This window comes from Pseudomonas sp. Marseille-Q5117, assembly GCF_946901175.1.
Lineage (GTDB): Bacteria > Pseudomonadota > Gammaproteobacteria > Pseudomonadales > Pseudomonadaceae > Aquipseudomonas > Aquipseudomonas iranensis.
Genome location: NZ_CAMPPP010000009.1, coordinates 176,066 through 198,184, shown reverse-complemented (window position 1 = coordinate 198,184; position 22,119 = coordinate 176,066). Strand labels below are relative to the sequence as shown.

Annotated in this window: 20 protein-coding genes, 1 tRNA gene and 1 pseudogene; 7 read left to right on the top strand and 15 right to left on the bottom strand. The window is 57.4% G+C overall.

Translation table 11 applies throughout. The features are described from left to right. The first annotated feature begins 33 nt into the window (after positions 1–33). Complete coding sequence (locus OC605_RS16435; RefSeq protein ID WP_038861649.1) at positions 34–1,074, top strand: FUSC family protein; 1,041 nt, start codon at positions 34–36, stop codon at positions 1,072–1,074. Between the two features lie 3 nt (positions 1,075–1,077). On the opposite strand, the gene OC605_RS16430 is transcribed toward OC605_RS16435, so the two are convergent. Then, the gene (locus OC605_RS16430; protein WP_262138201.1) at positions 1,078–1,971 is read right to left on the bottom strand and encodes a DMT family transporter; all 894 of its coding nucleotides are present in this window, start codon (positions 1,969–1,971) and stop codon (positions 1,078–1,080) included. A 148-nt stretch (positions 1,972–2,119) separates the two neighbouring features. Here OC605_RS16430 and OC605_RS16425 point away from each other — a divergent pair, with 148 nt between their 5' ends. Continuing rightward, positions 2,120–2,557: an Lrp/AsnC family transcriptional regulator gene (locus OC605_RS16425; RefSeq protein ID WP_038368669.1), complete on the top strand. Its 438-nt coding sequence runs from the start codon at positions 2,120–2,122 to the stop codon at positions 2,555–2,557. A 58-nt stretch (positions 2,558–2,615) separates the two neighbouring features. After that, positions 2,616–2,945, top strand: coding sequence for a YceK/YidQ family lipoprotein (locus tag OC605_RS16420; RefSeq protein ID WP_262138199.1), 330 nt, complete (start codon positions 2,616–2,618; stop codon positions 2,943–2,945). A gap of 65 nt (positions 2,946–3,010) precedes the next feature. On the opposite strand, the gene OC605_RS16415 is transcribed toward OC605_RS16420, so the two are convergent. Beyond that, entirely contained in the window at positions 3,011–3,682 is a 672-nt protein-coding gene (locus OC605_RS16415; RefSeq protein WP_262138198.1) for a Bax inhibitor-1/YccA family protein, read from the bottom strand. 123 nt (positions 3,683–3,805) lie between these two features. Between OC605_RS16415 and OC605_RS16410 the strand changes: the two genes are divergently transcribed. Then, a tRNA-Ser gene (locus OC605_RS16410) sits at positions 3,806–3,893 on the top strand. A gap of 153 nt (positions 3,894–4,046) precedes the next feature. On the opposite strand, the gene OC605_RS16405 is transcribed toward OC605_RS16410, so the two are convergent. The 6 genes from OC605_RS16405 to pstS form a co-directional block, all read right to left on the bottom strand. Then, on the bottom strand, positions 4,047–4,688 hold the full coding sequence (locus OC605_RS16405; protein WP_262138197.1) for a hypothetical protein: 642 nt from the start codon (positions 4,686–4,688) through the stop codon (positions 4,047–4,049). Continuing rightward, the gene (locus tag OC605_RS16400; protein WP_076563142.1) at positions 4,688–5,386 is read right to left on the bottom strand and encodes a hypothetical protein; all 699 of its coding nucleotides are present in this window, start codon (positions 5,384–5,386) and stop codon (positions 4,688–4,690) included. Before OC605_RS16400 ends, OC605_RS16405 begins: the two co-directional genes overlap by 1 nt. 93 nt (positions 5,387–5,479) lie before the next feature. Then, positions 5,480–6,241 (bottom strand): phosphate ABC transporter ATP-binding protein PstB, encoded by a 762-nt coding sequence (gene pstB / locus OC605_RS16395; RefSeq protein WP_016774591.1) that lies wholly within the window; start codon positions 6,239–6,241, stop codon positions 5,480–5,482. Between the two features lie 75 nt (positions 6,242–6,316). Beyond that, complete coding sequence (pstA, locus tag OC605_RS16390; protein WP_016774590.1) at positions 6,317–7,228, bottom strand: phosphate ABC transporter permease PstA; 912 nt, start codon at positions 7,226–7,228, stop codon at positions 6,317–6,319. Next, positions 7,228–8,193, bottom strand: coding sequence for a phosphate ABC transporter permease subunit PstC (gene pstC, locus OC605_RS16385; RefSeq protein ID WP_024012838.1), 966 nt, complete (start codon positions 8,191–8,193; stop codon positions 7,228–7,230). Before pstC ends, pstA begins: the two co-directional genes overlap by 1 nt. A 74-nt stretch (positions 8,194–8,267) precedes the next feature. After that, positions 8,268–9,299: a phosphate ABC transporter substrate-binding protein PstS gene (pstS, locus tag OC605_RS16380; RefSeq protein WP_051600442.1), complete on the bottom strand. Its 1,032-nt coding sequence runs from the start codon at positions 9,297–9,299 to the stop codon at positions 8,268–8,270. Between the two features lie 313 nt (positions 9,300–9,612). Here pstS and OC605_RS16375 point away from each other — a divergent pair. Together OC605_RS16375 and OC605_RS16370 are read left to right on the top strand one after the other, a co-directional pair. After that, positions 9,613–11,051 (top strand): annotated as a pseudogene (locus OC605_RS16375) (ATPase domain-containing protein). Between the two features lie 23 nt (positions 11,052–11,074). Continuing rightward, entirely contained in the window at positions 11,075–11,434 is a 360-nt protein-coding gene (locus OC605_RS16370; RefSeq protein ID WP_016774585.1) for a response regulator, read from the top strand. Here OC605_RS16370 and OC605_RS16365 read toward each other — a convergent pair. Further along, on the bottom strand, positions 11,429–12,385 hold the full coding sequence (locus OC605_RS16365) for a fimbrial protein (RefSeq protein WP_016774584.1): 957 nt from the start codon (positions 12,383–12,385) through the stop codon (positions 11,429–11,431). The genes OC605_RS16370 and OC605_RS16365 overlap by 6 nt on opposite strands. 329 nt (positions 12,386–12,714) lie before the next feature. Between OC605_RS16365 and OC605_RS16360 the strand changes: the two genes are divergently transcribed. Continuing rightward, the gene (locus OC605_RS16360; protein WP_262138196.1) at positions 12,715–13,299 is read left to right on the top strand and encodes a hypothetical protein; all 585 of its coding nucleotides are present in this window, start codon (positions 12,715–12,717) and stop codon (positions 13,297–13,299) included. Positions 13,300–13,337: 38 nt separating this feature from the next. On the opposite strand, the gene OC605_RS16355 is transcribed toward OC605_RS16360, so the two are convergent. The 6 genes from OC605_RS16355 to OC605_RS16330 all read right to left on the bottom strand — a co-directional run bounded on the left by OC605_RS16355 (position 13,338) and on the right by OC605_RS16330 (position 22,073). Next, a complete protein-coding gene (locus OC605_RS16355; protein WP_186567071.1) occupies positions 13,338–14,966 on the bottom strand; it encodes a methyl-accepting chemotaxis protein in 1,629 nt (542 codons plus the stop codon). A gap of 115 nt (positions 14,967–15,081) precedes the next feature. Continuing rightward, entirely contained in the window at positions 15,082–15,543 is a 462-nt protein-coding gene (locus tag OC605_RS16350; RefSeq protein WP_186567073.1) for a hypothetical protein, read from the bottom strand. A gap of 308 nt (positions 15,544–15,851) precedes the next feature. Then, positions 15,852–16,229 (bottom strand): type 1 fimbrial protein, encoded by a 378-nt coding sequence (locus OC605_RS16345; protein ID WP_016774580.1) that lies wholly within the window; start codon positions 16,227–16,229, stop codon positions 15,852–15,854. 102 nt (positions 16,230–16,331) lie between these two features. Continuing rightward, positions 16,332–19,964 carry a transporter substrate-binding domain-containing protein gene (locus OC605_RS16340; protein ID WP_122507243.1) on the bottom strand — a complete coding sequence of 1,211 codons (3,633 nt, stop codon included), beginning with the start codon at positions 19,962–19,964 and terminating at the stop codon, positions 16,332–16,334. 7 nt (positions 19,965–19,971) lie between these two features. Next, on the bottom strand, positions 19,972–20,679 hold the full coding sequence (locus OC605_RS16335; RefSeq protein WP_262138235.1) for a response regulator transcription factor: 708 nt from the start codon (positions 20,677–20,679) through the stop codon (positions 19,972–19,974). A 173-nt stretch (positions 20,680–20,852) separates the two neighbouring features. Further along, on the bottom strand, positions 20,853–22,073 hold the full coding sequence (locus tag OC605_RS16330) for an EAL domain-containing protein (protein ID WP_024012832.1): 1,221 nt from the start codon (positions 22,071–22,073) through the stop codon (positions 20,853–20,855). Positions 22,074–22,119: the final 46 nt, after the last annotated feature.

Here is a 22,119-nt window from a genome sequence, read left to right as displayed (position 1 = left end):
CTGACTACTTACAGCACCCACCGCCTGCCACCGCTGTTGCGCCGTATCCTGCGTCCGTTGCTGGACCCGTATCGGCGCTACCGTCACGCCCGCCTGATCCATTCCGTGCGGGTGGCGTTGGGGTTGCTGGCGACGATTCTGCTGACCACTGGCATCAACCTGCCCCACGGTGAATGGGCATCGGTGACCATGCTGGTGGTGATCGGCGGTTTGCAGCACCACGGCAACATCGGCAAAAAAGCCGCCGAGCGCGCCATCGGTACCTTGATCGGCGCGGGGGTCGGATTGGCCCTAGTGGCTCAGCACGCCTGGCTGGGCATGCCGTGGCTGACCTACTTTTCCATGGCCGTGGTCTGTGGGTTTTTCTCCTATCACGCGATCGGCAAGGGCGGCTACACCGCCCTGCTCTCGGCCATCACGGTGTTCATCGTCGCCGGGCATGGCGACAACCCGATCACCGATGGACTGTGGCGCGGGGTCGACATCCTGATCGGCATCGCCCTCGCCCTGGCGTTTTCCTTCGCCCTGCCGCTGTACGCGGTCTACTCGTGGCGTTACAACCTTGCCGATGCCTTGCGCGATTGCGCTACGGTGTACGGGCGCATCATCAACGGTGAAGCGGTCAGCGCCGACGAACACGTGCGACTGATGAGCAAGGTCGGTGCGGTGATGGTGCAGCTGCGTTCGCTGATGCCGTCGGTGTCCAAGGAAGTGAAGATTTCCATGACCGAACTCGACGCCATCCAGCGCAACCTGCGCATGTGCATCAGCACGCTGGAGATTCTCGGCAATATCCGCCCCAACGCAAGTGATCCGCAGGCCACGGCACATCTGCAAACGGCACTGAAGGCTGAGCACCGGCAGATTCGCGTGCAACTGATCGGCATGGCCCGCGCGTTGAAAACCGGCGCTTCGCAGCGGCTGGAGCGGCCGATGGAGCTGCCAGCAGCGGACCTTGATGCGCCGGTTGCCAATACGCTCGACGGCTACCGGATGCTGACCCGCCAACTCGCCGCCAATATCAGCGAGATGCGCCAGCGCCTGGCCGCAACCGCACCGCGCTGGAACATCTGACTCTTATTGCGCTGCCAGCCGCCGGGCTTTCCAGCCCCAACCTTGTTGCATGCCGGCGGCGGCCAGCAGGATCGCCGCCACGCCGATCCACTGCAGCAATTCGAGGCGATGGCCGAAGGCGAACCAGTCAACGAAGATCGCCGCGATCGGATAGATGAACGACAGTGCGCCGGTCAATGCCGTCGGCAATTTTTGAATCGCGCCGTACAGCAAAACGTACATCAGACCGGTGTGAACAATTCCCAGAGTCAGCAGACTCGCCCAGGCATCGGCGCCTTGCGGCAACGCATCGAAATGCGCGAAAGGCGCGAGCAACAACACACCTGTGCAGACTTGAATCATCGCAATCAGGTGCGGCGGCGTGCCGGTCAGGCGCTTGATGATCAGTGCAGCGATCGCATACAGAAACGCCGCGCCCAACGCCAGGGCAATCCCCATCAAGTAATCGTTACCCTCCTCGCCTTGCGTGCCATGGGCGCTGACGATCACCAGCATGCCCATGAACGAAATCGCCAGCCAGAACAGCTTCTGCAGGGTAATTTTCTCGCCGAGAAACAGTGCCGCCAGACCGACCAGCATGAACGGCTGCACGTTATAGACCGCCGTACCAATGGCAATCGAGGCGCGGGAATAGGATGCGAACAGCAGCACCCAATTGCCGACAATCGCCATTCCACTGAGCACCGCCAGCAGAAACGTTGTGCGGGTCAGAATCCCCGGACGCAGAAAGCCGAACGCGGCGCAGACCAACAACAACGTGCCGGCGCCGAACACGCAGCGCCAGAACACCACATCGAGCACCGGTTGCCCGGACACCAGCACAAACCAGCCGATCGTCCCGGATATCAGCATGGCCGCGGTCATTACCAGCGAGCCGCGGCGGATTGCGTTGTCCATTATTGTTCTCCTGAGGCTGTGAGCGAAGCGTGGCAAAAGTATGCCAAGCGCACCTCGGGCTGCTCCAGCGCATAAAGCAGGCTAAACTTGGTTTTCGCCTTTTTTATCGAGGGTGATTTGCGCCCTTTGCCTTATCCGGAGTTTAAACGTGACTGACGATATCGATCAGATCCTTATCAGCGCGCTGATGGAAGACTCGCGGCGCTCGCTCAAAGCGCTGGCGCAGATCAGCGGCCTGTCATCGCCCAGCGTGGCCGAGCGGTTGCGGCGTCTGGAAGAACGCGGCGTGCTCAAGGGCTACACGGTGGAGATCGATCCGAAATGCTTCGGCTATCAGTTGCAGGCGATCGTTCGCGTACGGCCACTGCCAGGGCAATTGCAGGAGGTTGAGCGGCAGATCATGTCGATTCCGGAATTCACCGAGTGCGACAAGGTCACCGGTGAGGACTGCTTTATCGCCCGCCTGCACGTGCGCTCGATGGAACAGCTCGATACCCTGCTCGACCGACTGAATACGTTGGCTGAAACCAACACCGCGATCGTCAAGAAGACCCCGGTCAAGCGACGCCTGCCACCGATGGCGTAGGTGCCTTTTGCCTTTGATCGGCGTAGATTGGGGTTTTTCGCGGCTAAGGAATGGCGCTATGAAAATTCAGGCGATACTGCTGGCCGGCATGGTGCTCGGCGGCTGTGGCACGATTCAAACGGTGGCGCGCGACGACCAGGCTGCCGTTGACGGGCTCAAGCAGCAGAAAAGTTATTGCGGCGCGGTACCGAGAATCTACAGCGGCCTCGCCTATGACTTCTGCACGCTGAACGCTCCGCTGGCCTCAGGCATCGATCCCGACGATCACCGCAACGCGGCGATTCCGGTGGTGCTGGTGGACGCCGTGGTCTCCGGCGCGCTCGATACCTTGCTGCTGCCCTACACGATCTACCGTCAGCAAGTGGATGGCAGCATCGTCATCAACTGAGCAGACACTTTTCTCCAGACGATAAAAAACCCGCCGAAGCGGGTTTTTTATTGCAGCCATTACGATCAGTAGTCGCGGCTCATGATGCCGAACAGTTGCAGCAGGCTGACGAACAGGTTGTAGATCGATACATACAGGCTGATGGTCGCCATGATGTAGTTGCGCTCGCCGCCGTGGATGATCGCGCTGGTCTGAAACAGAATGCACACCGACGAGAACAGCACGAAGCCGGCGCTGATCGCCAGTTGCAGGCCGCTGATCTGGAAGAAGAAGCTCGCCAGTGTAGCGCCCAGCAGGACGAAGAAGCCGGCGGTGATGAAGCCACCGAGGAAGCTCATGTCCTTGCGGGTGATCAGCACGTAGGCCGACAGACCACCGAACACCAGTGCGGTCATGGCGAACGCCGAGCTAACCACTTCAGCGCCGCCCTGCATGCCCAGGTAACGGTTGAGGATCGGGCCGAGCAGGAAACCCATGAAACCGGTCAACGCGAAGGCGGATACCAGGCCCCACGCGGAATCACGGAGTTTGTTGGTGAGGAAGAACAGCCCGTAGAAGCCGATCAGCACCACGAAAATGTTCGGGTAGCCGACACGCATCTGCTGGGCTACGAAGGCCATCACGCCGCTGAATGCGAGGGTCAGAGCCAAGAGACCATAAGTGTTGCGCAGGACGCGGCTAACCTCTAGCTGCTCAGCCTGCACGCTGTTATTAACTGCGTAATCCTGTTCGCGCATGGCGACACTCCTGTTGGTTTGAAACGTTCAGTCGCAAAGATCATAACAGACGCTCTGTAACAAGCCATGCAGAGAGTTTGACAGTGTGTTTCATTCAGGTATTATGGCGCCCGCAACGCAAACGGAGGTGTGGCCGAGTGGTTTAAGGCAACGGTCTTGAAAACCGTCGACTGTAACAGGTCCATGAGTTCGAATCCCATCGCCTCCGCCATCTTATGTACAACAAAGCCCTGATTATTCAGGGCTTTGTCGTTTCTGCGAGACATGTTTTTGCGCAGCAGCGTTTGCGCATCTATTGAGTCATTTCTCAGCAGTGCCTCGTACACCTGAGGCGCTGCTGTCCAGATAGCCAATGCGTACTCGCTCAGCCAAGCGACTCAAAGACAGCCTCCGCACGCTGTTGCACCGGCGCCTGAGGTCTGAGCATTTGCTGCCAGGCGAGCTGCGCCTGGACCTTGGCCACCGAATCGAGCACTTTCTGCGCCCAGCGATCATCCTCGGGATGTACCACGACCACCCGGAAGCCATGATCCTTGCCTTCAATCTGCACGCCCTCGGAGTCATCGACATGCAAGTCGATATCGAACGCTGGCGGATACTTGGAAGGCGCATTCGACATTCCGTGCGCCGTCAGGGCACGGTTGTGCAGCACGCTGTTGACCACGCCGTCGACGCGGATACCGTACAGCGCCAACCAGCGCCTGATATAGGACGGCGTGCGCCCGGATGAGGTGTAGACCCAGACACTGCAATTCTGGCGACGCAGCTCTCGGATAAGTGATCGTGTGCCCATCCGCAACGGTTCACCCAGCCAACGATGAATACAGGCCGGTAGTCGACTGTTCTCGACTGCGCAGTGGTGGAGCTGGCAGGCGAGCGTGTCATCGATATCGAACGAAATTCGTATGCGCTGACGTTCGAACAACTGCGGCAAAGCGCAGCGGATAGCCTGCCCTGCCCGGCTGCCGAAGGTTCTCAATCTGGCAAATGCTGGTGCCCAGTTCATCAATGGCCACCTTGAGAGAGAGGCAAAGGCTTGCCTTTGAGAAAGAACTTCATTGGATCGGGCGCCTGTTCTTCCAGGAATGCTGCATATTTTTTCTTGATCTTGGGCAATTCGTACAACGCCTTGACGCCATGCTTGGCGGAGTTGCGGATGACCGAGGACGGGTTGAAATAGCCCTCGGCGTTTTCCAGGGTCAACACGAATGGAGGCAGCCCCGCGCGCATGAGCAGGTAGCTGACAATCAGCGAGCCACTGCGGTTGTTGCCTTCGATAAACAGCTGCGGCTTGCTCAGAATGCGCACATAGACACCCGCTGCACGCTTCCAGACTGACTCACTGCGATACGCGCAATACCAGTTGTACAAGTCCTTGATGCCTCCCTCAACATTGTTGAAGAAATGCGCCTCGGTAGCTGCCAGATGCTGGGCGTATTCCAGGCGGCGCGCCGGATCCCGGCCACACAGCACCGTGGCATTGATCTCCAGCATCAGGTTCAGTTGCTGCAGATCGAACAGGTCGACGCCGCGGGCAACATATTCGTCAACCAACGCATAGCCTTCAAGCACATTGTGCAGAACTTCGTCAGTGAACGGGTCCCGAGGTTCGGTGAAGTGCCGGCTGAGTTCGGCGAAACGGCTCTGCACTTTCCGCAGTGCGCGTTCAATCGCAGGCAAATCAAGGCGATGCGTGGCAGGCATTGGAGCTCCTTGGAAACGCTTGGTAAATGTCCACCGATGCCCGCCAAATCCATTTGGCTTGTGCAGGTAGGCGGCCGTGACCGGTGGCAAGGCTCAGCTGAACTTGCCGCTGATGTAATCGCCGGTCATCTGTTCACGGGGGTTGTCGAAGATCTGTGCCGTCGGGCCCATCTCGACCAGATAACCGGTGCGTGTGCCCTGGGAAATATCCACCGAGAAAAACGCTGTGGTGTCAGCAACACGGATGGCTTGCTGCATGTTGTGGGTCACCAGTGCGATGGTGTAGTCCTTCTTCAACTCGACCATCAACTCTTCGACGCGTCGGGTGGCGATCGGGTCGAGTGCCGAACAAGGCTCATCCAGCAGCAGGACTTCCGGCTCGGTGGCGATTGCCCGGGCGATACACAGGCGTTGTTGCTGGCCACCGGAGAGCGACAGGCCGCTGACCTTGAGCTTGTCCTTGACTTCGTCCCACAGCGCGGCGCCTTGCAGCGCATGCTTGACGCGGTCGCCGATATCGCCCTTGTAGCGGTTGAGGCGAAGACCAAACGCCACGTTGTCGAAGATGCTCATCGAGAACGGGTTAGGCTGTTGAAACACCATGCCGATGTAGCGACGTACGACCACCGGATCGACGCCCTTGCCGTAGACGTCCTGGCCGAGGAAATGCACATGGCCCTCGAAACGAAAGCCCTTCACCAGATCGTTCATCCGGTTGAGACTGCGCAGCACGGTACTTTTGCCGCAGCCTGAGGGACCGATGAATCCGGTGATCTTGTTTTTCTCGATGGGCACGTGGCTGTCACGTACTGCCATGAAGTTGCCGTAGAAAATCTTGTCCAGTTTGCAGTCCATGACTACAGGCGCCTGGGTGACAAACGGAGCGGCAATTTGCGCAGTGGATACGTTCAAAATCAGATGCTCCCGTTCTTAATACTTGGGCTTGCCGAAAATCCGGCTGATGATGTTCACGAACAGCACGATCATCACCAGCACCAACGAGGCCGCCCATGCGAGCTCGAGCTGGTTATCAAAAGGCATGCCGGAGAAGTTGTAGATCAGCACCGCCAGCGAGGCAGTCGGATTCATGACATCGAGATTGCCCTGGTGGTAGATCCAGTAGTTGCTGAACAGCGCGGTAAACAACAACGGTGCCGTCTCGCCTGCGGCACGCGCCACGGCGAGCATCACGCCAGTCAGGATCGCCGGCATGCCGGTCGGCAAGATGATTTTCCAGATGACCTGCGAGCGCGTGCAGCCCATGCCATAAGCAGCATCTTTCATGATCTTGGGCACCATCCGCATCGACTCTTCGGCGGTCAGCACCACGATAGGCAGCATCAGGACGGCGAGCGCCACGCCACCTGCCGGTGCCGAATACGTGCCGGTGGTCATCACTACCAAGGCGTAGGCAAATACACCTGCCAGGATTGATGGCAGGCCCGTAAGCATCTTGGCGGCAAAACGCGCGGCGTTCCCCAGCTTGCTGTCCGGCCCCAGTTCAGCCAGAAAAATGGCCGCCATGATCCCGACCGGCACCGCGATCGCTGCCGCGATACCGACCATCACAAAGGTACCCGCCATCGCGTTGCCGAAACCGCCGCCCATCTCGAAGCCGGTCGGCGGCAGTTCGGTGAAGACTTCCAGGTTCAGACGCGCGCCACCACGGGTGATCAGCATGTAGAGCACGGAAATCAGCGGCACGCTGGCCAGCAAAGCACCTGCCCAGACCAGGGTGGTCAGGATCAGGCTGCGCAGCGCACGGCCTTCGAATCTGCGTTGCAAGCTGGGCATCGCACCGGTTGGCGCCGTCAGGTCTGTTGCTGCGGTCAGATCAGTCATCACTTGTTACCCCGTTGGGCGTACATCATGATCATCGAGCCGAAAATGTTCACGATCAGCGTAATCAACATCAGCACGAGCGCGGCATACATCAACACCTCGATCTCGTTCGGCCCGGCTTCGGGGAAGTTCAGCGCCAGCAGAGCGGCAAGCGTGTTGGCCGGTGCAAACAACGAGAGGGAAATGTTGTTGGCATTGCCGACCAGCATGGCCAGCGCCATCGTTTCACCCAGCGCGCGCCCCAGGCCCAGTACCAGCGAGCCGAAAATGCCGGTGGCGGCCGAAGGCACCATCACCTTGAGAATCGCTTCCCAATGGGTAGTGCCCATGCCGTACGCGGCCTGTTTGGTTTTCATCGGCACAGCCGTCAGCGCGTCCTGCGACACGGCGGCAATGGTCGGCAGAATCATGATCGCGAGTACCAGCGCTGCGGGCAGCAGGCCCGGACCGCTCAGGGACGTGCCGAAAAAGGGTATCCAGCCCAGCTCGCTGTTCAACCAGGTCGTCAGCGGCCGAATCGCCGGGATCACCACATAGATCCCCCACAGGCCATAGACCACGCTGGGGATGGCCGCGAGCAGTTCGACGATGGTGCGAAACAGCGCAGCGAGCTTGGTCGGCAGGAAATCCTGGGTCAGGAAAATCGCCATGCTCACGCCAAAGACACCGGCGATCAGCAAAGCGATGAAGGCGCTGTAAAGCGTGCCCCAGATGGCCGGCAGGATGCCGTATTTGCCTTGGTTGACGTCCCACACGCTGCCCAGAAGCACATCGAAGCCGTGCTTCTCCATACCGGGAAGTGCCTTGCGTCCGACTTCGAACACCAGTGCAAATACCAGCGCCAGAATCAGTACCACACCGATGCGTGCGAGCGCGCGGAAGGTGCGATCAACCAGAAAATCCTTCGTCGAGGGTGGCTGGCAGGCAGAGTCGGGATTAACCGGTACGACAAAAGGTTTGTTCATGGGCTAAGTCCGGAACAGGGGGAAAACTCTCCCGGCGTGGCGCAGACGCACACGCCGAGAGAGACCTCACGGCGTTACTGAATGTTGGCGGACGCTTTGCGAACCTGTTCGACGACCGATTGCGGCAACGGGATGTAACCCATCGAATCGGCAATCTTCTGCCCCTCGGTCAGGCTGTATTCGACCATTTCACGCATGGCCTTGGCCTTGGCCGGGTTGCCATTGTCCTTGCGGAAAATCATCCAGGTATAAGAGGTGATCGGATAGGACTTGGCACCGTCCGGATCAGGCAGCCAGGCCACCAGGTTTTCCGGCATCTTCACCGCCGCCAGGGCCTCGGCACCGCTTTCGGCGTTTGGTACTACGTAATTGCCGGCCTTGTTCTGCAACTGGGCAAAGTCGACCTTGGCCAGTTTGGCGAAGCCATATTCGATGTAACCAATCGCACCCGGGGTCTGGCGTACGGTAGCGGTTACGCCATCGTTTTTCGGCGATTTGATGAACTTGTCACTGGCCGGCCAGTTGACGGTGTTGCCCTCACCCAACGCCTGCTTGAACTCGGCGTTGACGGTTGCCAGGTGCTTGGTGAATACCGCGGTCGTACCGCTGGAATCTGCACGCACGACAACGGTGATCGGCGTATCGGAGAGTTTCAGGTCCGGGTTGGCTGCGACGATCTGCGGATCGTTCCAGCGCGTGATCTTGCCCAGGAAAATGTTGGAATAGACGTCGCGTGGCAGCTTCAGACCCTTGGGATTGCCCGGCAGGTTATAGGCCAGCACGATTTCCCCGGCGGTCATTGGCAGCAACTGCACGCCTTCGGCGACCTTGGCGATATCTTCGTCTTTCATTGCCGAGTCACTGGCAGCGAAATCCACGGTTTTGTTCAAGAAGTCCTGTACGCCCGCGCCACTGCCCTTGGATTGGTAGTCGACAGTGACGCCATCGGATTTCTTGCTGAAATCCTTGAACCAGGTCAGATAGATCGGCGCCGGGAAACTTGCTCCGGACCCCGTCAGGCGAACATTTTCTGCTGCAAAGGAGGCCGAGGTGGCACAAAGAGATACCGCAATGGCGAGCGCAGCAGACTTCATCAAACTTTTCATTAAATGACACCTAGTGATTACGGGCTCCCGAACTCTGCAGCAGTTTTGTGACGATTTCATGAAAGCAAAGTGGCAAGCGTTACCCTCATGGTCCGCAGCAGCGCCTATGGATGTAATTGGCTTCCGGGTTTCGAAAAATCGAATCTTCCTGTGCCGGGCTTGTCACTACCCCCTGATCCCGAGCAGTCACGTGCCAGGTTCACATTGCAAAAACGCTACTTTTCCCCAGCCTTTATGGCTCTCGGCCGGAAATGGCGTTAGCATTTCACTCATTCGGCTGAACAAGCCTGTTTATCCAGATCAGGGTCGCATTGTGGAAAAGCTAAAACGCCTTCAAAGCGGGATCGAAGGGCTCGACGCGCTGCTTCAGGGGGGCTTTGTCGCCGGCGCTTCATACATCATTCAAGGGCGCCCGGGCTCCGGCAAGACCATCCTTGCCAACCAGCTAGGGTTTCACCACGCCCGCAACGGCGGCCGTGTGCTGGTCGCCACGTTGCTGGCCGAGTCGCACGACCGGTTGTTCCAGTTCCTGTCGACCATGAGTTTTTTCGACGCTTCGCGAGTCGGCGCGGAAATTCAGTTTGTCAGCGCATTCGATACGCTGGAAAACGAAGGCCTCGATGAAGTCGTGAAGCTGCTGCGACGCGAAATCACTCGGCAGAAGGCGACCGTCATGGTCGTCGACGGCCTGCTCAATGCACGCTCCAAAGCCGACTCGCCGATCGACACGAAAAATTCATTTCCGAACTGCAAGGCCATGCCGCATTTGCCGGTTGCACCGTGCTGTTCCTGACCAGCTCGCGCCTGGACGACGGCAGCCCCGAGCACACGATGGTCGACGGCGTCATCGAAATGGGTGAAGAGCTGTTCGGTACCCGTTCGGTGCGCCGCATTCATTTGCGCAAGACTCGCGGCAGCGGCGCGTTGACCGGTCTTCACGAATGCGAAATCACCGATAACGGCCTGGTCGTCTACCCGCGCCTCGAAAGTCTCTACAAGCGCCCTTCCGCCCCTGACAGCGCGGACATGACGCGCATTCCAAGCGGCATTGCGTCGCTCGACGAGATCTTCGGTGGCGGCTTGCACAGCTCCAGCGTCACGCTGGTCATGGGTCCTTCGGGCATCGGCAAAACCACGCTGGGCCTGAAGTTTCTCGCGCAATCTACGGCCGAAGCGCCTGGCCTGCATTTCGGTTTCTATGAAAGCCCGCAGCGCCTGCGCCTGAAAGGCCGTTCGCTGGGCATTGATATCGAACACATGGAACACAGCGGCGCATTGAGCATTGCCTGGCAGCCAACAACGGAGGGTTTGCTCGATGGCCTCGGCGCACGCCTGCTGAGCCTGGTCGATGAAAAAGGCATCAAGCGCCTGTTCATCGATAGCCTGAGCGGCATGACACGGGTGTCAACCACACCGGAACGCATCACCGACTTTTTCAGTGCATTGATGAACGAACTGCGGTCCAGAGGCGTGACAGTGTTTGCCTCTTGGGAAATGCGCGATTTGTTCGGTTCCGAGGTCAGCGCGCCGAACTCTGACCTGTCCAGTATTGTCGACAACCTGATCCTCATGCGTTTCTTTGAGAATCACGCTGAACTTCGCAGGACGCTTTCCATTCTTAAGGTACGCGATAGCTCCTACAACCCGTCGCGGTTCGAGGTGGTTGTACGCGATCAAGATGTGTTCCTGGAAAAGGCTTTGAAAAATGAACCTTCAGTCGCAGCTGAGTCATTGCCTGGTTCAATTTCGTAAGTCTTCAAGCGGGTTGAAATAACATGACCACCATTCTGGTAGTCGACGACGAGTATCTGATTGCTGACATTCTTGGCTTTGCGCTTGAGGATGAGGGCTTCATGACCGTGACCGCGAGCAACGGCAAGAAAGCGCTCGAGGTGCTGGAAAGAGAACGCCCGGCGCTGGTTATTACCGACTTCATGATGCCAGTCATGGACGGCCTCGAATTCGCCGAAGCCGTGCGTGCCCAGCCGTCCGTCAAACACTTGCCGATCATTCTCATGAGTGGCGCGCAAGCGCACATCGGCATGCAGCGCTCCGATCTGTTTGATGTGGTAGTGCCCAAGCCGTTTGATATTGCGGTGATTGTGGCTGAGGTGAAGAGGCTGTTGGGCTCATAGATACTCGACGACAAAGGCAATTTCGGCATTGGCATCGCCCGCTCGCATTTGCGCATTGGAAGGCTCGATGCGCACGAAGCGGGCTTGCAAGGAAACGGATGCATTACCGCCGCTCGATGTTGGCGCTTTCATTATGTAATTCTGGTTCAGCTTGAGTATCGTCCTGTCACTGAAGCGCATTTGCAATGCCAGCCCTTTGGCAGTGGAATTACTGTTGAGGTGTACCACGCCGGTATCAGCGCTCCATGCAGGGCTGCCCGCAGTGGGCGAAAAGGAGTACCTGAAGTTATTGATTCCGGGAGGACAGTTTTTCATATCAAGAAAGAAGTATTTCTCCTTGGCATAGTCACCGTTCTGCAAAAAATCGCTCATGGTGTAGCTGCCCATATCCACTTTCACATCAGGTGTTTCACAAGACTGCGAGACGATCCGCGTGCCATTTGTATTCATTGCCAGAGGCTCGATTTCTGCAGCGACGAAGGTCCCAAGTTGGCCTGAGGGTATCGTCGCACTGCCGGAAATAGTGCCCGTCTTTACAAAACGCAAGATGTGCTCAGAACCATTCCAACCCCAACCGCCAGCAGTGTCGGTAGTTCCTGGGAAGCCTTTCCACGCTTTCCCCGATGGCGGTCGGACCCATTGCCAGCCGATTCCGGTATTTCCGATAGGAAAAATTTCCGCGCCCGGCTGAGTAGCGCCGACAGTATTGCGTACACCTTCGTTGTGTACCGCAGAGCACCTGAATGAGCTGGGTATGGCGCCCAGGGTCACGATCGGGCTTTCATAGATAACCGTGCCGTTGGGCGTGTCACGAGGCACCGAGATCGTGGCTGGAAGAACCACCCTGACACTGCCCTTGGAATGGTCCGGATAAAATTCGCAAATTGCCGCCATTGCGTTAAATGGCAGTAAATACAAAAAACCGACAATTAAAACATGGGAAAACTTCATAGCAATCTCTCTGAACTCGCCGTGTTTGCAAACAATTGAATGGCGGACGATTGCGTGAACTATCAGCAGTAACGCCACCAAAGCGGCAGCAGACGATAATGAAAAAAAGGAGCTTGAGCAAAAAGTTTATTTATTCGCGAACAAGACAATTCTCATGGACCCACAAGAAACTTTAGATAGTCGGTTTAAACAAGAAGCCTTCTGCGAATTCGTTAACAAATGTTAGCCGTTATCGATATACGCAAATAGAGCACAATTTAAGACTCGTCTTAAAGGCCCAGCGAATCGAGGTTATTACACTGTCTACTCTTGATAGGAGAAACGATTCCGTGAGAGCCCTCGATACCCTCAATAGCTCAAAACCCCAGAGCAACGCCGCCATCTACTGCCTGACCATTCTTGCGCTGGCACTGATCGCCATGACTGTGGTCGCCGGCTACCAACTCAATGAACTGTTTCCACTGAAGGCTGTGGTGCAACAACAGGAGGTCCAACTCACCCAACGCGCCGATGCAATCCAGTCGATGAGCGCAGAACTGAAGCGCCTGGCGGAACAGAAACAGGTTTTGGAAACCGACCTGCTTAGCGCAAAGGAACAGGCGAAGGCCGCTGAGCACGCAAAAACCGAACTCGAAAACAATCGACAGGCAGCCCTGACCAGCGCGGTGTTAGAGGATGAAGATTCACTGTGCGCGATCATCGAGCAAAACATCCGACTTGTTGCGGACCAACTCAATCGCGACGATTTCTTCCGCCTGCGTGATGAGCGCGAAGCTGAAGCCGAAGCGGTACTTGAAAGCTATGAAAAACAACTCGCCAGCTGCATTGAGCAGTTGACAGCACAAACCGCATCGCCAGCACAAACTGACTCTGCACCCCATGCGCAGGACTTTGCTGCGCCGATAGAGCGCTGATCAAAAAGCCCTGGTAGCCAGGGCTTTACGTTTACTGATTAAAGTTTGAATTCCTTGGTCAATTTGTTCAGCGACGCCGCCAATTGCGACAGCTCCGCCGATGCGACTGCGGTCTGTTTCGATCCCTCAGCGGTTTCACATGACAGGTCACGAATGCTGATCAGGCTGCGGTCGACTTCCCGCGCAACCTGAGCCTGCTCCTCGGCAGCGGTTGCCATCAGCAGGTTTCGCTCGTTGATGAGATTCAGCGAACCAGTGATGTCAGTCAGCACTTCGCCGGCGATATTGGCCATTTCGAGCGTTCTCTCGGCCTGAGCGCGGGTGTGGCTCATGGAGGAAACTGCACGGCTGGTGCCCGACTGAATGGAGCTGACCATGGACTCGATGTCCTCGGTCGACTTCTGAGTACGCTGCGCCAGCCCTCTCACCTCATCGGCAACCACGGCAAAACCGCGACCCGCCTCCCCCGCCCGCGCCGCTTCGATCGCTGCGTTCAAGGCAAGCAGATTGGTTTGTTCGGCAACCTCTCGGATAACGTCCAGCACGCTGCTGATATCGCTCGCCATGGTCGATAGCGCCTGCACCTCAGCCGAGGTGCTGTGCACACTGGAGACCATCAGATTGATTGCTGCGACCGTTTCACTGACCCGGGTACGACCGGCAACGGCAGCGGCACTGGATTCCGACGTCAGTTGCGAGGTCGATGCGGCGTTGTCTGCAACCTGCTCCACCGCTGCACTCATTTCAGTGACGGCGGTGGCGGCCATTTCGATTTCATGGCTCTGACGCTGAGTGATACGCGATATATCTTCAGTGACGCCGTGCATGACCTCCGAGGTTTCGGCCAACTGCGTGGACGAATCACGGATCATGATCAAGGCATCTCGCAGACTGGTTTGCATCGCCGCCAATGACGACAGCATTTGCGCCGCCTCATCGGAGCCATCCAGCGCAATGGTTTCGCTCAGATCATTGGCGGCGATGCATTCGGCCACCCTCAGCGAGCCTGCAATCGGTACCGTCAGGCTGCGGGTATACAACACGGCCAGGGCCAACGAAGCACCGATCGCGATGAGAATGAACACACTGACGATCAACAGCGTGTGCTCATAGACATTGTCGGCCTGCTTGCCCGCCTCATAAGCTTCTATCTCGTTGAGAGCAATCAACTTTTTGAGCGCGACCTGTACGCCATCCGACGCCGCACGCATCTGATTCCTGGACAGCGCAATGGCCGCCTCGAGCTGCCCGCTCGCCACTGTTTCAAGGTACTGGTCCTGCGCCAGATCATTGACCTTTTGCGCTTTGGCAAACTCCTCGAACGCCTCGCGTCCAGCGTCGGTGGCCAGCAGTTCAATGAGCGCTCGCTGATGTTTCTTGATGAGCTGACGGGACTGCTGAATGTCCATCAGGGCCTGCGCCTTGCGCTCGGGGGTTTCGATGGGATTGCGCAAGCGGGCGTTGTTGCCCTTGATTTCGACGAATTCACGATCCAGTTGGCCGAGTAGTTTGATACTCGGCACGATCGTCGTCTCGACGTACGTTTCTGCCTTGTTGAGCAAGTCGACTTGCTGCAGGGCGATCAATCCGATCGCGATAATCATGAGACAGAACAAGCCAAAACACAGCGCCGAACGCGGCGCGAGATTGAGTTTACGAAGCAGCATGATGCCTTACCTTAGAGTGTATTCAAGACAATGGGGCAAACGAGTGGGCAGCAAAGCAGGCGCTGGGCAGCAGCACCTCAGCGCCTGCGTGGATCATCGCGGGAAGGTGCGGTAGCTAGCGGTTGGCGCACGAGGAAAGCGAAGGGTCGGTTGAGGCCGGCTCCGCGAGTTCCTTGAGCGCCGGGTCGGCCAGCATCAGAAAGTCTGCCAATCGCGGCAGATCGATTTTCGACACCAGGCGCATCCAGCGCTGCGGATGCGGGTTGAAGAAGGTCTTCGACCACTGGTGATCATCGTTGGGATTGAAAATCAGCAGATGACGAATCAGCGGGTTTTCCCCGAAAAAGTCGAGCGGATCCATCGCCATCTCGCTGAGCAACTGAGCATTGACGACGACCAGGCTCAACCGTTGAGGGCAGTAATACGTCAGGACTCTCAGGTCACGATAGGTACACACGTTCAATACGCTGAGACAGCCCAGCTTGTTGAACTGCTGTTCGATCGACTGGCCTCTGCGCACATCGCTGTCAGCGATCAGGATCCGCAAGGATCGACTGCGGTTATTTTCAAGAAACATCGGACACCTTTGGCAGCTCCATTCTTCCTTTCAAGAAAATAACCAAGGGCGCGTCTGGCTGAAATGAGACTTGTCTCAAAATGACGGCAAGGATCGCCGAACGAAAAGCCACACCTGGACGACAGCCCATGGCAGCGACGCATGGTCTGGTTCAGAGAGTGTTGAAGGGGGGATTTTGCAACGCAGGGGAGCGGCGGCAAGCCTGAAGCGCGGGACGGTTCTGCACGAACCAGACAATTCTCATTAGTGACGCCCCTTTTTGTCAGTAACCTTGAAACAAGGGGCGCAGATTCATTCTTTCCAAGCCATCAAGGCAGCGTCATCGTCACTACGTAATTACCGCTCGTTATCTGGTGACCCTTGTTGTCCGTGAGCAGCAAGCGCTGGTCGTAATAATCGTCCTGCTCATGAGTATCGGCAATCACCTTCACAAACACCTGCTGGCGCGACTCACCTCGCCCTGCCGCACTGACGTTGTTCACGGTAAAAATCTGCCCGGTGCTTGCCTGGGGGCAATCAAGCAACTCGACAGAAGAATGGCTGGCGCCACTCGCAATGCAACTTGCCTCGACAATTCGACCGCTGAAGCGAATCACTCCGCTGACCGGCGCAGACTGGGCTGCGCTGACGGTGTCAAAACCGAGCAGGCAAAGGCAGGCAATCAATAAAGGACGTCGAATGATCATCGCGAAACTCCATGGTTATTAACCAAGGTATCGCCCGCTGCAAAATGATCTTTAACGTCAGCTTCAATGCAAGGCCAGTCGGATGGTCATGAGCCGATACGTTTACAGCTCGATCCGTTTGATTTTCTTGATCAGATCAGCCTGTGCATGCTCCAGCTTCAATGCACTGCGATTGAGGTCCAGCGGATCGATAACAGGCGCCTCGCACTCGGCTTCAAGCTCGTTACACGCCTCAATGACCTGATGCTCGGCAACAATGCGCGCCGCCCCCTTGATGCGGTGCGCCAGGTCAGCCAACAGCCCGGGATCGCTTTCGGGTATTAGCGAATGCAACTCCTCCAGATCCTTTTCGCAACTCGACAGCGCCTCGCGCAGAAGTTCTTTCATCATGTCGAGATCGCCCCCGGTGAGCTCGTCAAGACGCTCGCGAATCGAACCCAGCTCCTTGATAGTCGCCGCAGGCGGGCTTTCAAATGGCTGGGTTTCAACATTTTTTTCCCAGCCTGCAAGCATGATCGACAAGGTGCCGAGACTGATCGGTTTGAACAGGCAATCATCCATCCCGGCCTCCCGGCATTTCACTTTTTCTTCCGGCTGCGCGTTGGCCGTGAAGCCCAGTACGATGCACGGCGATCCACCACTTTCGCGTTCGTCCTGGCGAATGGTGCGGGCCAGCTCATAGCCGTTCATGACCGGCATGTTGCAGTCCGTGATCACAATGTCGAACGGCTCCGAGCGCCACAGCGCCAATGCCTGGGCACCGTCGGCGGCATCACGCACCGCCTGGCCAAGGAAACTCAGCTGCTGCGTCAACAGCAGGCGGTTGGCGCTCTGGTCATCGACTACGAGAATCCTGAGTGTCGGTACCGGTTTGTCCTGAACAACCGAAACAGGCAGCACTTTGCCGCCAAGCGGGCTGAGAATATTGAAGAACAGCGACACTTCCAGGCAGGTGCCTTTGCCAAGCGTACTGGTAATGTTCAGCCGCCCGCCCATCAATTCGCACAATGAACGGGAGATCGCCAGTCCCAGACCGGTGCCGCCTCTGCTGGAGGGACCATGATTGGCTTGGGAAAACGGCTGGAACAGATTCTGCAGATCGGCGCTGGAAATGCCGATACCGGTGTCCTCGACCTTGAGGTCGACCTGTAAGCGTTCGTCAGCGAGACGTTGGCCGCGAATCGAGACGCTGACATGACCGGTGTCGGTAAACTTGATCGCGTTGCCCACCAGGTTCGAGAGCACCTGCTGGAAGCGCATCGGATCAACCAATACGTCACAGCCGACAGTGGCGTCGATGTCGAGCTTCAGCACCAGACTCTTCTGCCTGGCCAAGCCGTCGAACACCCGCGCCACGGATTCGACCAATTCGCGCAGGTTGGCACGTTTCGGCGAAAGGCTGACATGGCCCGATTCGATGCGTACCACATCGAGGATATCGCCGATCAGTTCCAGCAGACCTTTTGCCGAGTCGTATGCCACTTCAATCGCCGGCCGATCGAAGTGTCCCTGCTCGGCACGCTTGAGGGTAAGTTCGAGCATGCCGATCACGGCGCTCATCGGCGTACGGATTTCGTGGCTCATGGTCGCCAGGAAGGTGGTTTTGGCGCGGCTCGACTCGTCAGCCAGCTCTTTCGCCGAACGCAACTCCTCGATCAGTTCACGGCGTTCGCTGATATCGATCCAGCCGCAGATCACGCCTCTGACTTCACCCGCCGTGTCGTGATACGGCTGGATCCAGTGGTAAATGATCAGCCGCGTATCACCGACATGCAGCGTGCGATCCACCTCGTAAGGTTCGTCCTGCTCGATGACGCGCAGGTAGTCGTCGTGAAATTGCAACGCCTCCTGACGATTGCGCTTGCCGCTTTCGAGCACGGTCTTGCCGATCACGTCCTTTTCCAGCAGGCCAAATGTTTGCAGATAATTATTATTGCAGGTGACAAGCCGACCTTCACGATCACGTACGTAGATGGGATGCGGCGTGCCGTTGATCAACGCGCCCATGAACTTCAACTGATCGCCCAGCAAGCGCTCTGCCCGGCTGCGTTCGCGGATCTGCCGGCGAATATAGAAATTCCACGCCAGCGATCCCAGGATAATCAGGAACGCGCCAGCGCTGATCTGGTAGATCAGCGCCTTGTAATCGCGCCACGACAACCCCGAAAACGCTGCAATGGGACGCCACCTGTTGAGAATTACGTCCAGCTCATCCGGCGGAATGCTCAGCAGCGCCTTGTTCAGAATGCTGACCAGTTCGGTATCGGCACGCCGCGCGGCGAAAGCGAGGAAGCCTTTGTTCATGCCGACGATGTTGGAGATACGCAAGCTGTCGCTGTAGATGTGGGCGATGTAGTAGCGCGCACTGTGCAACGTGGTAATCATCGCGTCCGCTCGACCGTCCTTCACGTCAGCCAAGGCGCCCAGAACTGTTTCGTTATCAACGATCTCGATGTCGGGGTAGTCCTTGAGCAGCTCACGCTCAGCCGAACTTTCGGGCACTGCGACGCGCTTGCCGCGCAGCTCCTGCAGGCTTGAAGGCGCGCCTGCGTCCTTGGTGGTGACGATCACAAAGGGGCTGGCAAGGAACGGATGAGTGAAACGCATGCCGACTTCCCGCGAGACCGTTGGTGTCAGCAGAGAAATATCCGCGCTGCCATCCAGCAGACGCGTGCTCAGACTGGAAAAGCTGTCGGTGCGCTCGACATTGATCTGCAAGCCGGTACGCCGCTGGATGAGCTCGAGCAGATCAGCGCCGATCCCGCCGAAGTTGCCGTCACCATCAAAGAATGCAAACGGTGCCTGATCGTCATTGATCACGAACCGCGCGACCGGATGCAGCTCAAGCCAACGTGCTTCGCCGGGTGTCAGGTCAATGCGTTTGGGCGTCAGCGCCCCGCCGCCGCCCGACCAGCGCTTGGTAATTTCGGCAATCTTCGCATCACCCAGCGACTCGAGGGTCGAATCGATCAGACGCAGCAATTGGTCGTTGCCCCGGCGCAAGGCAAAGCTGAAACCGCTGGTTTGGGTTTTGACGAAAGAGTGCAGCCGCACATAGTTGAAGTAGTTGAGGTTGATCAGGTAATTGCTCGACACCGTATCGCCGAGAAACAGGTCGACCTTGCCAAAAGCCAGCGCAGCCAGTGCCAACTCGTTCGATGGAAAAAGCACGAATTCGGCGTTGGGGTATAACGCGTGTAATTGACTGGAAGGCAGGTAATCGTCGGCAACCGCAATACGCAAACCGGCCAGATTGGCCGGCATCGGTCGTCGATCATCGCCGCGCATGAACATCGCCGGCACGTCTTCGACATAAGGTTTGCTGAGCGTGACGAGGCCATCGATCAATTCGAAACTGTTGGAACTGCCCAACATGTCAATGTCACCGCGCTCAAGTGCGGCCATGGCGTCACGCCGGTCAGGGTAAGCCTTGACGGTAATCTCAACATGCAGTGCCTGACCGATAATGCACGCGATATCGGCGGCAATCCCCTCATAGCGCGTACCGCTGGCGGTCATGACATAAGGCGGGAAATCCGGAAGCGCAGAACCCAATATCAGGCTGCGCTTTTGCCGCAGCCAACTCCAGTCTTCATTGGCCAGATCGACTTGCAGCTCCTTGCAGTCCGAGCGACCGAACACCTGCAAGGTGCGCGGCTCTGCTGCCAATAACACACCACTACTGAATACGAAAAGCACACTGATTAGCAAAACACCGCGCAACAGATGAAACATAAGCGTGTTATCCCTGGTTGTCGGCTGTCAGGCTGTGCTGCAACTTGAACAGCTCTGCGTCACCACGAATGCCAAGCTTTTTGAAAGCGGCCTGTTTTTGCCCACTGATGGTTTTGCGACTGCGCGAGAACTTCAAGGCAATCTGCGTCACCCCCATCCCCTCGAGACAACAGCGCAAGACTTCTTTCTCTTTAGGTGACAGCAGAGGATTACTGAGGAAATCGTCGCTGTGCGCCGCGCTCTCGTCTTTGGCACCGGCGGGCTCTTCGATCGATGCTGGCAACACGTCAAGCTCAAAGGCCATGGTGGGAGACAGGTACAACTGGCCGGACGCTGCACAGCGAATGGCAGTAATCAGGTCATCGACCGACTGTGACTTGCCGAAGAATCCACTGACGCCCGCCCCGACCGCCATGTTCACAACTGCCGGGCGCTCTTCTGAGGAAGAGACGAGGATGCGCATGCCCGGATATTGCTTGCGCAGCAGGCGGATCAGATTGAGACCGTCCAGCTCCCCATCGTGCAGTTTGTAATCGAGTATCAGCAGGTCGATGTCGATTCCGCGCAATCCGGCGAGCAACTGCGCGCTGCTGCCATACACACCTACGACACTGAACTCGGCTTCGCGCGTCAGCCGCGACTTCATCGCCAGACGTATGAGCGAGTGATCATCAAGGATGGCAACGCGTAACGGATTCACGACTGACCAATGCATGAACAGCTCCATGATGAAGAGTGTTGGAGGACCATCAGCACTTGGCAACCGCAGCAAATCCCGGGCATCACCGAAGCATTCAGGTGCATCTGATTGATTTCTCGGCACATGATGAGTGTTTTAAAGGCGTGACGAAATAGGGCTTTGTCCCAAAAGTCAGAATGCCGCTTGCATCAACGATCGGATGTGCCTATTGCGCGGCGCCAGGATGACTTCTGACCCTCGAAACGCCAGTCGACCAAATGCGCCCAATTCATCGGGCGAGCATAGAAGAAGCCCTGCCCCCACTGACAACCAAGCCGCGCCAGATGCTGAACCTGATCTGCGGTTTCAATACCCTCTGCCACCACGCGCATGTCCAATTCCCGCGCCAGGGCCAACGCCCCGTGGATGACCGCGCTGTAGCGCGCCTGATGGAAATTCTGCACGAAGCCGGCGTCGAGTTTGATTTCGTTGAACGGCATCTGGCACAGCCGCTCAAGTGAAGAATAGCCGACACCGAAATCATCGATTGCCAGACTGAAGCCGAGCATGCGCAGACGCACCATGTTTTCCATGCTGATCTCGGGCATCTGCAGCAGGCCGGTTTCCGTGAGCTCGAAAATGAGCCCAGCTGGCGAGGCGCCATGGATGCGCAACAGCGCCTTGATCCGGTCGACAAGATTCGGATTGGCCATCTGCGTCACGTCGAGATTGAACGCCAGCTTGAACGGCTTGCCGTGAGACTGGACGAAGCGCTGCAGACTCAAGCCTTGCGTGAGCAGGCTGAAAAACATCTCATCGAGCAGACCGCAACGCTCGATCGTCGGCAAGAACATGCCTGGCGAGAGCAAGCCGCGACTGGGGCTCTGCCATCGCACCAGCACCTCGGCGCCATCCACCTCACCACTGCGCAGATGAAACTTGGGCTGGAAATAGGCGCGAAATTCCTGACGGCGTATCGCTTCGAGCACTTCGTTCTCCGAAGGCTGATCGAGATGACTTTCCACCACTTTGGCATCGCCCGGAGTGTGCGGCCGATAACGCGCCAACAATGGCCCCAGCACATCGACCATCAGAGGCTTGCCGACACTGCCAAGCAATTCCAGCCCCTGCAACGTGACAATCCGGTCAACCGTGCGCAACAAGTCTTCAGGCAGTGAACTGCAGATGATCACTGCACGAATCAAACCGGCCTCTCTCGCCAGGCGCAAGAACGTCAAACCATCCATCCCGGCCATGCTCAAGTCACACAATGCAACGTCCACGCCTCCAGCCTGGGATATCACAGCCAGCGCATCCTTGCCGTCAGCCGCCTGAAAGATATTTTTGTACCCCAGACTATTAAGCGCACTGACTGCCGCCGTGCGCTGAAAGGCGTGATCTTCCAAGACCAATATACGAAGCGTGTTCACAAACCTGGAACCTCTTTCTATCAGTCGTTAATAGCGAAAGTTTGAA

Coding starts and splice junctions, on each gene's coding strand:
- OC605_RS16430 (WP_262138201.1), bottom strand. CDS start 1,971: ATGGACAACGCAATCCGCCGCGGCTCGCTGGTAATGACCGCGGCCATG.
- OC605_RS16420 (WP_262138199.1), top strand. CDS start 2,616: ATGAAAATTCAGGCGATACTGCTGGCCGGCATGGTGCTCGGCGGCTGT.
- OC605_RS16415 (WP_262138198.1), bottom strand. CDS start 3,682: ATGCGCGAACAGGATTACGCAGTTAATAACAGCGTGCAGGCTGAGCAG.
- OC605_RS16405 (WP_262138197.1), bottom strand. CDS start 4,688: ATGAACTGGGCACCAGCATTTGCCAGATTGAGAACCTTCGGCAGCCGG.
- OC605_RS16400 (WP_076563142.1), bottom strand. CDS start 5,386: ATGCCTGCCACGCATCGCCTTGATTTGCCTGCGATTGAACGCGCACTG.
- pstB (WP_016774591.1), bottom strand. CDS start 6,241: ATGGACTGCAAACTGGACAAGATTTTCTACGGCAACTTCATGGCAGTA.
- pstA (WP_016774590.1), bottom strand. CDS start 7,228: ATGACTGATCTGACCGCAGCAACAGACCTGACGGCGCCAACCGGTGCG.
- pstC (WP_024012838.1), bottom strand. CDS start 8,193: ATGAACAAACCTTTTGTCGTACCGGTTAATCCCGACTCTGCCTGCCAG.
- pstS (WP_051600442.1), bottom strand. CDS start 9,299: ATGAAAAGTTTGATGAAGTCTGCTGCGCTCGCCATTGCGGTATCTCTT.
- OC605_RS16370 (WP_016774585.1), top strand. CDS start 11,075: ATGACCACCATTCTGGTAGTCGACGACGAGTATCTGATTGCTGACATT.
- OC605_RS16365 (WP_016774584.1), bottom strand. CDS start 12,385: ATGAAGTTTTCCCATGTTTTAATTGTCGGTTTTTTGTATTTACTGCCA.
- OC605_RS16355 (WP_186567071.1), bottom strand. CDS start 14,966: ATGCTGCTTCGTAAACTCAATCTCGCGCCGCGTTCGGCGCTGTGTTTT.
- OC605_RS16350 (WP_186567073.1), bottom strand. CDS start 15,543: ATGTTTCTTGAAAATAACCGCAGTCGATCCTTGCGGATCCTGATCGCT.
- OC605_RS16345 (WP_016774580.1), bottom strand. CDS start 16,229: ATGATCATTCGACGTCCTTTATTGATTGCCTGCCTTTGCCTGCTCGGT.
- OC605_RS16340 (WP_122507243.1), bottom strand. CDS start 19,964: ATGTTTCATCTGTTGCGCGGTGTTTTGCTAATCAGTGTGCTTTTCGTA.
- OC605_RS16335 (WP_262138235.1), bottom strand. CDS start 20,679: ATGCATTGGTCAGTCGTGAATCCGTTACGCGTTGCCATCCTTGATGAT.